The 12,161-nt window shown below is 70.7% G+C and carries 13 protein-coding genes and 1 tRNA gene; 10 read left to right on the forward strand and 4 right to left on the reverse strand.

What is annotated here, in order from left to right; genetic code table 11:
- Positions 1–141 precede the first annotated feature (141 nt).
- Together F4562_RS25510 and F4562_RS25515 are read left to right on the forward strand one after the other, a co-directional pair.
- Positions 142–768: a DUF6461 domain-containing protein gene (locus tag F4562_RS25510; protein ID WP_184544232.1), complete on the forward strand. Its 627-nt coding sequence runs from the start codon at positions 142–144 to the stop codon at positions 766–768.
- A gap of 332 nt (positions 769–1,100) precedes the next feature.
- Entirely contained in the window at positions 1,101–1,388 is a 288-nt protein-coding gene (locus F4562_RS25515; RefSeq protein ID WP_184544234.1) for a hypothetical protein, read from the forward strand.
- Positions 1,389–1,472: 84 nt separating this feature from the next.
- Here the strand turns inward: F4562_RS25515 and F4562_RS25520 are convergent, their stop codons facing one another.
- The 3 genes from F4562_RS25520 to F4562_RS25530 form a co-directional block, all read right to left on the reverse strand.
- Positions 1,473–2,657: a hypothetical protein gene (locus F4562_RS25520; protein WP_184544236.1), complete on the reverse strand. Its 1,185-nt coding sequence runs from the start codon at positions 2,655–2,657 to the stop codon at positions 1,473–1,475.
- 244 nt (positions 2,658–2,901) lie between these two features.
- Positions 2,902–4,239 carry a HAMP domain-containing sensor histidine kinase gene (locus tag F4562_RS25525; protein ID WP_184544238.1) on the reverse strand — a complete coding sequence of 446 codons (1,338 nt, stop codon included), beginning with the start codon at positions 4,237–4,239 and terminating at the stop codon, positions 2,902–2,904.
- The gene (locus tag F4562_RS25530; protein WP_184544240.1) at positions 4,236–4,913 is read right to left on the reverse strand and encodes a response regulator transcription factor; all 678 of its coding nucleotides are present in this window, start codon (positions 4,911–4,913) and stop codon (positions 4,236–4,238) included. The genes F4562_RS25525 and F4562_RS25530 overlap by 4 nt, the downstream gene beginning before the upstream one ends.
- 50 nt (positions 4,914–4,963) lie before the next feature.
- Between F4562_RS25530 and F4562_RS25535 the strand changes: the two genes are divergently transcribed.
- On the forward strand, positions 4,964–5,620 hold the full coding sequence (locus F4562_RS25535) for a hypothetical protein (protein WP_184544242.1): 657 nt from the start codon (positions 4,964–4,966) through the stop codon (positions 5,618–5,620).
- Here the strand turns inward: F4562_RS25535 and F4562_RS25540 are convergent.
- Positions 5,614–6,144, reverse strand: coding sequence for a 2-thiouracil desulfurase family protein (locus tag F4562_RS25540; protein WP_184544245.1), 531 nt, complete (start codon positions 6,142–6,144; stop codon positions 5,614–5,616). The genes F4562_RS25535 and F4562_RS25540 overlap by 7 nt on opposite strands.
- An 86-nt stretch (positions 6,145–6,230) precedes the next feature.
- On the opposite strand from F4562_RS25540, the gene F4562_RS25545 reads away from it, so the two are divergent.
- The 7 genes from F4562_RS25545 (at position 6,231) to F4562_RS25575 (ending at position 11,926) form a co-directional block, all read left to right on the forward strand.
- Positions 6,231–6,593, forward strand: coding sequence for a hypothetical protein (locus tag F4562_RS25545; protein WP_184544247.1), 363 nt, complete (start codon positions 6,231–6,233; stop codon positions 6,591–6,593).
- A gap of 111 nt (positions 6,594–6,704) precedes the next feature.
- Entirely contained in the window at positions 6,705–7,085 is a 381-nt protein-coding gene (locus F4562_RS25550; protein ID WP_184544249.1) for a hypothetical protein, read from the forward strand.
- Between the two features lie 64 nt (positions 7,086–7,149).
- Positions 7,150–7,833, forward strand: a complete 684-nt coding sequence (locus F4562_RS25555) for an SRPBCC family protein (protein ID WP_184544251.1) — start codon at positions 7,150–7,152, stop codon at positions 7,831–7,833.
- Positions 7,834–8,122: 289 nt separating this feature from the next.
- On the forward strand, positions 8,123–9,352 hold the full coding sequence (locus F4562_RS25560) for a CynX/NimT family MFS transporter (protein WP_184544253.1): 1,230 nt from the start codon (positions 8,123–8,125) through the stop codon (positions 9,350–9,352).
- 68 nt (positions 9,353–9,420) lie between these two features.
- On the forward strand, positions 9,421–10,293 hold the full coding sequence (locus F4562_RS25565; RefSeq protein WP_184544255.1) for an alanyl-tRNA editing protein: 873 nt from the start codon (positions 9,421–9,423) through the stop codon (positions 10,291–10,293).
- A 110-nt stretch (positions 10,294–10,403) separates the two neighbouring features.
- The gene (locus F4562_RS25570; RefSeq protein WP_311734120.1) at positions 10,404–11,825 is read left to right on the forward strand and encodes an MFS transporter; all 1,422 of its coding nucleotides are present in this window, start codon (positions 10,404–10,406) and stop codon (positions 11,823–11,825) included.
- A gap of 28 nt (positions 11,826–11,853) precedes the next feature.
- Positions 11,854–11,926, forward strand: a tRNA-Ala gene (locus tag F4562_RS25575).
- The last annotated feature ends 235 nt before the right edge of the window (positions 11,927–12,161 follow it).

The following is a 12,161-nucleotide window of genomic DNA, read 5'->3' on the forward strand; positions in this document are numbered from 1 at the left end:
GGCCGACCGGCCACCAGCGGAACCCTCGAAGGCAGAGTGATGAACCTGCCCTCCAGCGTCTTCGGAGATCGATCAGGGCACCTCGTAACCCCACCATCCGGAGGGGGCGTCTTGCGGACGCTCCCTCCTCGAGAGGCAGTCATGCAGTCACGGACCTACCTGTACGACCTTCTCGTCTCGACGATCTTCACCGAAGGGCTCGATGCCGAGATGGACCTGTGGGCGCTGGGATTCAACGCCCTGTGGATCAAGGGCGCGAACCTCGACACCCTCGCCCCGGCCTTCCACCTGGACCTCGCCACCCGCACCCCCTGCTACCTGAGCGAGATCCTCGACCACCACCTCGACGACGGCTCCCGCTGGGTGGCCGAGGTCAACGGCTGGATCGGCATCGTGCCAGCGCTCTTCGACGATGACGCGTCCCTGCTGTCCGTCACCCAGGGCGGCCGTCAAGCCATCAGCTTCAGCATGAACATCCACGGCAGGCAGCACTTCACGTACACCCGCGACGGGCGCATGGCCGTGTCCTTCGAGGCAACCTGGCCAAAGGAACGGTTCGGCGACGATCCGCACGCGCTCGACCACCTGATGGACGGACTGCGCTTCCAGATCACCGATGACAACGTCGACCCCGTGGAAGTGGAGGAGAGCGTCAGCTCGGCCCTGGCACTGATCGGACGGATCACCGAAACCGACATCGCCACCGACTGGTTCCAGGCGCGGCACTCGCGCATCAGCGACCCCTCCTGGCACCTACCCATGCCTTGAATGCGCGGCCGGCTGGGAAACGATCATCTTCACCCTGGGAAGCGATCAACGATTCCCCGACTCGTCCGCGGGTCAGGGCCACTCGTGAAACCCCCCGTGACACAGCATGTCCCGGTTCACGCCCTGGCCGCCTTGCGCCAGCCCACATCAACGACGCACCCGGCACATACCGGTCGGCTCACCCTTGCTTGTCGGGCGCGTTGTCCGGGAACATGATCGACGGATCGAGGAGGTGCAAGTGGCATGGCGCCATTGCGCAGACACACCACCCTGAACAATCGCGTAATCCCGATCGCGGGTTCGCTGGCCACTGTCCTTCGGGAAGCACGCTGATGGCCGACTCCGGCCCAATCCGCGTCGGCGAGCTATATGAGGACTGCTCCTTCCACCCGGTTCTGTGCGTCTACTCGGATTATGACGATGACGAGCTGCGCGGCGTTTCCCTCATCGACGGCAGTTGGCCACGTAGTTGCTCGCCGCGTCACTGTGGCGTCGTGCGGATCAAGATCGAGGACGTGCTCGAGGCAAAGGAGGGCCCCGACGCCTATCTGGCTCGCCGGCAAGCGGAGTGGGAGCAAACGTCTGCACAGCGACCCTCGACCAAGGACAGCCGGAGCTGATCACTCGCGTGCTATGTCTCGCTGAAACGCTGGTGATGCTGGCGAGACGGGGAAGGAGCCGTGTCCGGGAAACGATCACGCCGGTCAGGCCTTCGACTTCGGCTTCGGTTTCAGCATGTGGCGGCGGAGCCGTACGTAGCCGTCCCCGCCGGGGAGATCGAGTTCCTTCGCGGCCCCCGAGATCCAGAAGACCTCGCCCTCACCGTCGCGGTCCTGAAAATTGATCTTCACCCAGGCGTGGGTGTCGTCCAGTGCGACCACCGTCCCCCCCTCGAAGTGGAGCCGGGAGTTGATGGCGCCGATGTCTGCCTTGTACCGAAGGGTGTCGAGGGAGGGGATGTCGTGGATGATCTGCTCCTCTAGGGACGGTCCCTGCGGATACTCCTCGTACGCCTGACCGTCGGCGGCGTCGGACCACACGACCTTGACGCCGACTTCCAACCCCGCATCGGTCGCCACGGGGAGTCCGAGGTCGGCGGTCTTGTTTTTCAGGGCGTACTCCTCGTAGCCGGCCGCGGTGAACACCGGTGGGATTTCCCCGGGAATCACATATTCCGTGCTCGGGCGGTTGGGGCCGGTGACGAAACGTATGAGAATTTCGTCGCCGCGGACGGTGAACTCGTACTTGACCGGTGAGTGGTGGCCTTTTTCGTCGCGTTTGTAGGAGTGAGCGCACAGTGCCTGGTAAACGGTGAGGAGGCGAGGGCCCCAGTTGTCCGGGTCATCGGGCTCGGCCGGGATCAGGTACGCGGCTCCCGCGTCGACCAGGTGGGTGACCAGTGCCTTGATCGCCTCTTCCGGCGAGTCGGCGGAGCATCGGGGCAACAGGCCGGCGACCACCCCGAAGGAGCTGTCCCAGGCGAGTTGGAAGTCCTCGATGTGCTCCCGTTCGGCGGTGCGAACCGCGGCGGCGTCCTCGGCGGAGACCTCGACCGTCAACCGGAAGGTGCCCTCCCCCGGCTCCGCCGGTGTCCACACGCAGGGCTTGCCCATCTCGAGATAACGGACGATGGCGCCGCCCCACCCTCTGGAGGTCCGGGTGGCCATGTCGAACTGGAACGTGCCACTCCCGACTCCGATGGACGGGTGCAGGGACGAGTCATAGGGCGGGTCGCTGACCAGGGTGAGAGTGCCGGATCCTCCCTGCGTTCCCAGGGTGACCGTGTTCGGCACCCAGTTGTCGCTCATTCCCAGGTGTTTGGGAAATCCATGCAACTCCTCGGTGCCGACGGTCCGGTAGGAGTGGATGAGGTGATAGGCGGTAGACACGATCGACAATCTAATGCGTGCGACACCCACTGGCCAGAATCATTTTTCATGATTTCGGATCGCATGCTGTGCGATTATGCATAAGTCTTTTTTAGTGGTTGCCGCCTTCCGGTTGCCGGAAGCCCTCTGGGCGAGGTGTGCGACGAGCGGATGTCGGGGAGATCGCCGGCGAGCCTCGCACGGGTCAGGCGCCGGGAGAGGCGATACCCGTCAGCGGACCCGGCCCGCGACCCGGCCGCCGCTCTCAGCGCGCGGTCTTCCGTCCCGGCCAGCGATCGCCGACCAGGCGCCGGCCGGTGCGCGGGGTGCGGTCGTGCCGATCCGTGCGGAACCAGAGCTGAACCTGGGCGCCGCCGAGAGCGGAGGTGCCGATCCGCAGCGTGCCTCCGGCGGACTCGGCGAGCCGGCGGGCGATGTCCAGCCCGAGCCCGGTCGACCCGGCCCCGGAGGCTCCGCGTCGCAGTGCCGCCTCCGGGTCGGGGATTCCCGGGCCGGCGTCCGCGACCAGCATGCCCACCGTCCCCGCACCCCGGTGCAGGGTCACCGCGAACGCCGTGCCCTCGGGGGTGTGCCGGAAGACGTTGCCGAGCAGGGCGTCCACCACGGCGCTGAGCTCGGCGGCGGCCACCGGCACCGGAACGGGCTCCGCGGCGCCGACCAGCTCGCACGGGCGCCGCTGGTCCTCGGCCAGGGCTGACCAGAAGGCGAGCCGCTCACGCAACACCTGGGCGGCGTCGCAGTGGACCGGCACGGGCGCGCGAGCGGGCTGCCGGGCCGCCGAGATGATCCTGTCGACCTCCGCCTCCAACCGGCCGAGCGCCTCGCGGCTCTCCTCGGCTTCCGGCCCCAGATGGCCGAGGCTGAGCCGGAGTGCGGTCAGCGGCGTGCGGAGCCGGTGCGACAGGTCGGCGGCCATCTCCCGTTCGGCGGCCAGCAACTGGACCACGCGGTCGGCCATGCTGTTGAACGCCTCCCCGGCCGCGACCAGCTCGGGTGGGCCCTCGGGCTCGATGCGGACGCTCAGGTCCCCTGCGCCGAGCGAGGCCGCCGCTCGGCCCAGCCGCTGCGCCGAGCGGACCACCCGCACCCCCAGCCGGTCGCCGACCAGCACGGAGCCCGCCACCAGCACCGTCGCCACCCCGGTCAGCACCGCCCAGGACGTGGTGACGCCTCTTGTGAGGTCGGCGGCAGGGATGAAGACCTCGACGACCGCGCTCCGGCCGCCGTCCAGCGCGACCGGACGCAGCAGCAGGGAGCCGCCTTCCGTCTCCGCGGTGACGGCTCGGGCCCGCTGGGAGGCGGCGGCCACGGTCTCCGCGGGTGCCCGGCCCGTTCCGACCACGTCGCCGGGCAGGTGGATCGCGGTCCGCTCACGGGCCTCGACGCTGAGCAGCGCGCGGGTCAGCCGGTCCGGGTCGGAGGTGATGGCCAGCACCGGCACCAGCGCGGCGGCCTGCCGCTCGGCTTCGGCCAGGGCCCGGCTGTGGGCGGTCTCCTTGACGATGAGGGCCAGCGGAATGAGGAAGGCCAGGGCGACCATCGAGGTGCCCGCCACGGCGAGCAGGGCCAGGGTCCGCCTCACCGGGGCGTGGTCAGCATGACGCCCACCCCGCGTACGGTGTGCAGGTAGCGGGGGGTGGCGGCGCTCTCGCCGAGTTTGCGCCGCAGCCACGACAGGTGCACGTCGATCGTCTGGTCGTCGCCGTACGACTGCTGCCAGACCTCGGCGAGCAGTTGCTTGCGCGGGACCACCCGGTCGGCGCGGGCGGCGAGGTAGGCGAGCAGGTCGAATTCGCGTCTGGTCAGGGTGAGAGGTACGCCGTCGAGGCCGGCCTCGCGCCGGTTGAGGTCCACCCAGAGCCCGCCGACGCACAGGGTGGGGGACGGGGCGGCGTTACGGGCCCGGCGCAGCACGGCGTCCAGCCGGGCGTTGAGGTGGTCGCCGGAGAACGGCTTGACCAGGTAGTCGTCGGCGCCCGCTTGGAGCAGCCGGACGACCTCCGCCTCGTTGTCCCGGGCCGTGGCCACGATGACCGGCACGCTGGAGACGCTGCGCACCATCTTGAGCGCCTCGGACCCGTCGAGGTCGGGCAGTCCCAGATCGAGGATCACCGCGTCCGGCGGGTCCTGGGTGATCTCCCGGAGCGCGTCGAGGGCTCGGCCCGCGCTGCGCACCGCGTGCTGGTGTCTGCTCAGTTCCTGAATGATCGCGGATCGTACGTACTCGTCGTCTTCCACCACCAGAACTGTCGCCATGTGAGGTAACCGTAGTAAGGAAAGGGACGCATGAGGTAATAATTCACCCCATGCGGCAGACGTTGGGGTTCATCGCGGTGTGGTGCGGTGCGACGACTCTGGCCGTGTCGATCTCCTGGTTCGGCGTCCGCGACGTGCTCCGCAGCGAGGTCTTCGACGACGCCAGGATCGAGTCGCTCGGCGCCGCGGTCGCCCGGACGGCCGGAGCCGCGCTCCCTTCCTCCGCGCCGGCGGGGTCGAAACCCGCTCGCACCCCGGCCGCCCCGCCTGTGCCCCGGCGCGCCGCGGCACCCCACCCCGTCCCGGACGGGCCCGCACGGGAGACGCCCCGCCCCCGGGAGACCCCGTCGAAGGTCGTGGTGGTGCCGGCCACCCGCGAGCCGGTGCCCGCCGTGCCCAGGACGCTCCCCACGCCGGCCGCTCCCGGCGCCACCCGGACCGCCGGCTCCGGGACGGCGGCGCCCGTCCCGTCCGCGCGATCCTTCTCCGGCGGGAACGTGCGGACGGTGGGCGGCAGGGGCGGCTCGGTCTCGTTCGTCATCGAAGACGGCGTGTGCCGTCTGGTCGCCGCCATCCCCCGCGCGGGCTACGAGTCCAGGACGACCTCGGCCGCCGGCCGGATCCAGGTCGACCTGGTACGGGAGGGACACGGGTCCGCGGCCTTCTGCGCCGGAGGGGAGAACCGCGTCGGCCTGTGGGATTACTGACGCTCCCCGGCGCCCTCCGGGGAGCGCGGGGCCGCCTCGATCTCGCGTAGCCGGGCGGCGGCCTCGGCGATGCGGTCTTCGCCGAAGACCGCGACGCCGTGCAGCTCCAGCAGGGCCGAGGTGACCCCGCGACCGGGCATGCGGTTGCCGTGGAAGGTGCCGTCGTAGACGGTCAGGCTGCCGCACGAGGGGCTGCCCTCCTTGAGGATCGCCACCTTCACGTCGAAGGACCGGGCCACGGCGAGCGCCGCCTGCGCGCCGGCCAGGAAGGCCCCCGTGACGTCGGATCCCTCGGTGGTCAGCACCCGGGCGGCCCCGGCGAGCACCGCTGCCCCTCCGGCACCGTTCTCGATCTCGGCGGCCGGGCGGGGCACGGGCAGCCCGCCCTCGACCTCGGGGCAGAAGGGGATGAGCCGCCCCTCCTCCCGCCAGGCGGCCAGCAGCGCGTCGCCGCTGGTCTTGGCGGCCCCGTCATAACGGACCTTCCGCCCCATCAGGCAGGCGCTGACCAGGATTCTCTCCACCGGTACAGACTACGCGGCGCGGTTCGGGGAGCGAGAGGGCCGGGCAGTACCCTGCTGCTCATGTTCTTCGATCACCTGGTGCTCCCATGATCGGCCCGCTCGCGACGGGCCTGATCCTGCTGTCCCTGGCGATCGGGCTGTTCGCCCTCCTGAGCACGGCGCGCAACAAGACCGTGGGCAACATGCTCCTCATCGCCCTCGGGGTGCTGGAGCTCGGCCTGCTCGTCCAGGCGGGCTTCGTGATCGCCGCGCTGGTACGGGGCGAGGGGCCGCAGGACACGGCCACGCTCATCGGCTACCTCGGCGGCACCCTGGCGATCCCGCCGGTGGCGGCGTTCTGGGGGGCCGGTGAGCGCTCGCGCTGGGGTCCGGCGGTGATCGCGGTCGCGGGCTTCGCGATCCCCGGCATGGTCGGGCGGATGCTCCAGATCTGGCAGGGGCTGGTGTGAGCGGCGGGGCTCGGCGGAGCGGTCGTGCGGACGGCCGCTCCCGGTGGAGCGGTCATGCGGGTGACGGCGTCCGGTGCAGGAGCGACGTGCGCGTCCGGCGGGGGCCCGCCGATGAGTGAGCCGGCGATCGGTACCGGGCCGGGGCGAGCCCTGGTCGCGGTCTACGGGGTGTTCGCCCTCGCCGCGGGGGCCCGAGCCGGCGTGCAGATCGCCACGCGCTTCGGAGAGGCTCCGCTGGCCTACGCGCTCTCGGCGTTCGCCGCCGCCGTCTACGTCGTGCTCACCGTGGCCCTCGCCAGGGGGAGCCGAGGGCTCGCGCTGCTCGCCTGCGGAATCGAGCTGGCCGGGGTACTGGTCGTCGGCACGCTCAGCGTGATCGACCCCGAGGCGTTCCCGCGTGCCACGGTCTGGTCCGGCTACGGAAGCGGGTACCTCTTCATCCCGCTTGTGCTCCCGGTCCTGGGGCTTTACTGGCTTTTGCGGCGCCGCTAGTTAGGCCGGGACCTCGCCGGGCAGTCGGCTTTCGAACCGACCAGACCACAGGGGAGGCACGGTCATGAGCACGATTGAACAGTCCATCGACGTCAACGTCCCGATCCGGACGGCGTACAACCAGTGGACGCAGTTCGAGAGCTTTCCGGAGTTCATGGAGGGCGTGGAGTCGATCAAGCAGTTGAGCGACACGCGTACCGCGTGGATCGTCGAGATCGCCGGGGTCCGCCGGGAGTTCGAGGCGGAGATCACCGAGCAGCACCCCGACGAGCGGGTGGCCTGGAAGTCGGTCGACCGGCCGCACCAGGCCGGGGTGGTGACCTTCCACCACCTGGGCCCGGACACCACCCGGGTCACGCTCCAGATGGAGTACGACCCCGAGGGCTTCGTCGAGACCGTCGGCGACTGGCTGCAGATCGTCCGCATGCGCGTCCGCGGCGACCTGGAGCGTTTCAAGGCGTTCATCGAGTCGCGGGGCGCCGAGACCGGGGCCTGGCGCGGCGAGGTGCCCGGCCCGCACCAGCAGGGTCACGGCGGAGTCGGCACCGGCACTGTGGGCGGCGCTGGCACGGTCGGTGGCGCCGGAGCGGTCGGCGGTCCCGGCTTCGACGAGCCGGCCCCGCCGCGGACCGTGGGCGGGACGTACCCGCCGGAGTCGCCGCTTCCTCCGCCCGGTGGCGGCCCGCTGCCGCCGGCCGGCCGCCGCCCCGGCGAGGAGCCGCCGTTCACCCCGGGGCCGCGTCTCTGACGCGCCGCCCATCACCTGGGTCGCTCAGTTCCGGAGCGCGTTCCGCCGTCTCACGCCCGGCTCCGCCTTGCGGGGCCGGGCGTAGGCGTCTCCGGAGCCGGAGGGTCGGAGTCGAGTTCCGTGCTGTAAAGGATGCTGTGACCCGCTTTTCAGGTTGTCATGGATTTATGTCCTGTTTCCAGACGCAGGTACAGTAAGGAACAAACCCTGGTTTCAGTCCTGTTACAGTTGGAGTCAGCCAATCATCCTACGATTGGACGACCCGACTGAAGGAGGACTGAACCCCACCATGAGCGTGCTCACCCACCACACCAGGGGCCGCACCGACAGGACGACAGGATCTCTCGCCTGGCTGCTCGTGTTGGGAATCGTCCTCGCCGCGATGAACCTGCGCACCGCCGTCACGAGCGTCGGCCCGGTCCTCGACCAGGTCTCCTCCAGCCTCGGAATGACCGGCGTCGGGGTCGGTCTGCTCACGACCCTGCCCGTGCTCATCTTCGCCTCGGTCGGCGCGCTGACCCCGGCGATGGCCAGGAGGGTGGGAGAGCACCGGCTGCTGCTGTTCGCCCTCATCGTCCTCGGCGCCGGTCTGCTCATCCGCTCGATGGTGGACTCGGCCGAGGTGTTCCTCTACAGCAGCGCCCTGGCGCTCTCCGGTGGCGCGGTGGGCAACGTGCTCATCCCCAGCCTGATCAAGCGCCACTTCCCGGGCCGGGCCGGGACCATGACCACCGTCTACACCACCGCCCTCGCGGTGGGCACGATGCTCGCGGCCGCCGCGACCGTGCCCATCGAGCGGGCCGCCGACGGCAACTGGCACGTCGCGCTGGGTGTGTGGGCGGCGCTCGCCGCCGTCGCCGCCGTCCCCTGGCTCGCGCTCGCGCGCACCGAGCCGGAGCGGCGCACCGTGAACGGACAGGTGGGAGCGCGGGCCCTGGTCCGCAGCAGGCTGGCCTGGGCGGTCGCGGCCTACTTCGGCACGCAGAGCATGGTCGCCTACATCATGTTCGGCTTCCTGCCCAAGATCCTCATCGACGGCGGTTACAGCACCGGCCAGGCCGGCCTGGTCCTCGGCGTCTTCACCGCGATCGGCATCCCGGTCTCGCTGGTGGTGCCCTGGATCGCCGCGAAGTTCGCCGACCAGCGGCCCGTCGTGGCGGCCTTCGTGGCGTTCTACGTCGCCGGTTTCCTCGGCCTGTGGCTGATGCCGTCCGGCCCGGCCTGGCTGTTCGCGGTCCTGGTCGGCATCGGGATGGGGTCGTTCCCGCTGGCCCTGACCATCCTCGCGATGCGTACCCGCACCCCCGAGGCCACGGCCGCGCTGTCGGCCTTCGGGCAGAGCGTCGGCTATCTCATCGCGGGTGCCGGGCCGCTGCTCATCGGCGTCATGTATGAGGCGACGGGCGGCTGGACGCTGCCGTTCCTGCTGCTGTTCGCGGTGGTCGGCGTGCAGTTCGCGACCGGCTGGTACGCCGCCCGCCCCGGTTACCTGGAGGACGAAGGCGCTGTCGCGCGCTGACTCCCACCTCCTCCGGTACGGCTCGCGCCCCTCGGGGGCGGCGCGAGCCGTACTGGCATGATGGGGGGATGCCGATCGCCGATTCGACGCACGTCACCTATCCCTCGGGAGAGATCACGGGACGCTCGACCATCGTCGCGACCGTGCCGGTGGGAGACCGGTACGGGACGATCGTGGCCGAGACCCCGTTCCACCCGCTCGACCACACCTGGCCCGACCAGCCCGCCGACACCGGGGCGATCGCCGGCCTCGCGGTGGCCGACTGCGTGACCGGGGCCGTGGCGGAGGACGGGGAGACCGTCCACCTCGGTGACGACATCCCGGTGCGCCGCGGCACCCCCGGCTGGCACTGGCTGGTCGTCCACGTCACCGCCGAGCCGGTGCCCGGCGGGCCCGGCGCCGAGGTCGAGCTGGCCGTCGACGCCGCCGGCCGCCGCGCGCTGTCGGCCGGGCACACCGCCTGCCACCTCGCCGCCCTCGCGCTGAACGCGGCGCTGGCCGGGCGGTGGCGCAAGGAGGTGCCCGCCGACGGGCTGGGCAACCCCGACTTCGACCAGACCGCCATCGTCTCCTCCCGGATCCTGCCCGGCGGCAGCCGCGACGTCTACCGCCTGGGCAAGTCGCTGCGCCGCAAGGGTTTCGTCGCCGACGGGCTGGCCGACGAGCTGCCGGAGATCGCCCGGCGGACCGAAGACCGGCTCAAGGAATGGGTCGCCGCCGACGCCCCGGTACGGATCGACGTCCCGGGCCCCGAGCTGACCGCCCGGCGCACCTGGCACTGCGAGCTCCCCGACGCCGAGGTCTCCATCCCCTGCGGTGGCACCCACCTGTCGCGCACCTCCGAGCTCGGCGCGGTCACCGTCACCCTGGAGCTGTCCGCCGACGGCTCCGAACTGACCATGCACACCGAACTGACCCTGCACACCGGGCTGACCGGCTGACCACGCCCGGGGATCGCGCCTCCCGCGCTCCGGGGCAACCCGGTAAACAGCTGTTTACCCTTCTCGTCTACCATTTCGGTGCGAAGGTCACCGAGGGGGGCGGGGAGAACGTGACAGGAACGACGGTCGCAGAGCCGGGCACCGTAGAACACGCCGGGCGGCTCCGGCTGACCCTGTTCGCGCTCTCCATGGCGGGAATGGTGGTATCCGTCCAGCAGACCGTGGTGATCCCGCTGCTGCCCCGGATGACGACCGCCTTCGGGGTGTCCGTGGCCGAGGTCACCTGGGTCTTCACGGCCTCGCTGCTCGCCGCGGCCGTGGCCACGCCGCTGCTGTCGCGCCTCGGCGACATGTACGGCAAGAAGCGGATGATCCTGTTCACCGTCGGCCTGCTCGTCCTGGGCTCGGTCGTCTGCGCGCTGTCGGACTCGCTGGGGGTGCTGATCGCGGGCCGCGCTCTGCAGGGAGCGTCCGCGGCCCTGATCCCGCTGGCCATCGGCATGATCAAGGACAGCTTCCCGCCCAACCGGGTCATGACGGCCATCGGTGTGGTCAGCGCCACCATGGGCGTCGGGGGCAGCGCCGGAATGATCGTCACAGGAGTGATCGCCGACCGGACGACCAGCCACCAGCCGGTTTTCTGGATCACCGCGGGGCTCGCGGCGGTCGCGATCGTGCTCATCGCGCTCAGCACCCACGACACCGGGACGGGCTCCGGTGGCCGTCCCGACTTCACCGGGGCCGCGCTGCTGTCCGCCTGGCTCGTCTGCCTGCTGCTGGCCGTCTCCAAGGGCAACGACTGGGGCTGGGGCTCCCCGCTGGTCGTCGGCCTGTTCGCGGGCGCGGTCGCGCTGTGCGGGGTGTGGGTCCTCAGCCAGGTGCGGGCCCGGGAACCGATGGTGCGGCTCCAACTCCTCGTCGGCCGCCACTCCCTGCAGGCCAACCTGGCCGCGCTGCTGCTGGGCTTCGCCATGTTCGGGTCCTTCACCCTGATCTCCGGCTTCATCCAGACGCCCCCCACGGCCGGGTACGGCTTCGGCGGCTCGGTCCTCGACGTCGGTCTCTACGGCCTGCCCAGCACCGTGACCATGCTGCTCTCCTCCTCCGCGGCCGGTCGCCTGTCGGGACGGCTCGGTCCGGCCTACTCCCTGGCCCTCGGCGCGGGGCTGTGCGCCGCCGGGTTCGGCTGGTTCACCCTGTTCAACGGCTCGGTCCTGCACCTGGTCGCCTCCAACGCCGTGCAGGGACTCGGCTTCGGCGTCGCCTACGCCGCGCTGGGTGCGCTCGCCGTACAGCACGTCCCCGCGGGGCAGAGCGGCATCGCCAGCGGCGTCAACTCCCTGGTCCGCTCCATCGGCGGCAGCGTCTCCGGTGCCGTGACCTCGGCCGTCCTGGCCTCCGTCACCGTCGCCGGGACCTCCCTGCCCTCCCGTTCGGCCTATGTGATCTCCTTCGGGCTCATCACCGTGAGCGCCGTCGGTTCCGCGGCCGTCGCCCTCGCGGCCGGAATGATGGCGCGAGAGGTGTCGTGAGTCGGCTAAGATTTCATCTGCGTCGCAAGGGGCTATGGCGCAGCTGGTAGCGCGCCTCCATGGCATGGAGGAGGTCTGGGGTTCGAATCCCCATAGCTCCACCCTTGTAGTGACGAGATCCCGTCCGATCAGCTTGATCGGGCGGGATCTCGTCGTTTTCCCGGGTGTCATGGCCGTCGGCGGGCTGGTCCGAACGGGTGCGGGCGGCCGTTGAGAGGGGTGGCGCTGGAGCTGAAGGCAGGCCGGTCGCCCTCGGCGCGACAGTGCCGGCCCGCGCAGATCTCCGGTGCGGCGAGATTCCTGCCGGTGACCTCCGACGGCCTCGGCAGTACCGCT

Origin of the sequence: Streptosporangium becharense (assembly GCF_014204985.1) — a bacterium.
GTDB classification, from domain to species: domain Bacteria; phylum Actinomycetota; class Actinomycetes; order Streptosporangiales; family Streptosporangiaceae; genus Streptosporangium; species Streptosporangium becharense.

Bases quoted from the DNA above. Each gene is read 5' to 3' on its own strand.
- F4562_RS25545 (WP_184544247.1), top strand. From the start codon at position 6,231: ATGATCGGCCCGCTCGCGACGGGCCTGATCCTGCTGTCCCTGGCGATC.
- F4562_RS25550 (WP_184544249.1), top strand. From the start codon at position 6,705: ATGAGTGAGCCGGCGATCGGTACCGGGCCGGGGCGAGCCCTGGTCGCG.
- F4562_RS25555 (WP_184544251.1), top strand. From the start codon at position 7,150: ATGAGCACGATTGAACAGTCCATCGACGTCAACGTCCCGATCCGGACG.
- F4562_RS25510 (WP_184544232.1), top strand. From the start codon at position 142: ATGCAGTCACGGACCTACCTGTACGACCTTCTCGTCTCGACGATCTTC.
- F4562_RS25535 (WP_184544242.1), top strand. From the start codon at position 4,964: ATGCGGCAGACGTTGGGGTTCATCGCGGTGTGGTGCGGTGCGACGACT.
- F4562_RS25515 (WP_184544234.1), top strand. From the start codon at position 1,101: ATGGCCGACTCCGGCCCAATCCGCGTCGGCGAGCTATATGAGGACTGC.
- F4562_RS25560 (WP_184544253.1), top strand. From the start codon at position 8,123: ATGAGCGTGCTCACCCACCACACCAGGGGCCGCACCGACAGGACGACA.
- F4562_RS25565 (WP_184544255.1), top strand. From the start codon at position 9,421: ATGCCGATCGCCGATTCGACGCACGTCACCTATCCCTCGGGAGAGATC.
- F4562_RS25530 (WP_184544240.1), bottom strand. From the start codon at position 4,913: ATGGCGACAGTTCTGGTGGTGGAAGACGACGAGTACGTACGATCCGCG.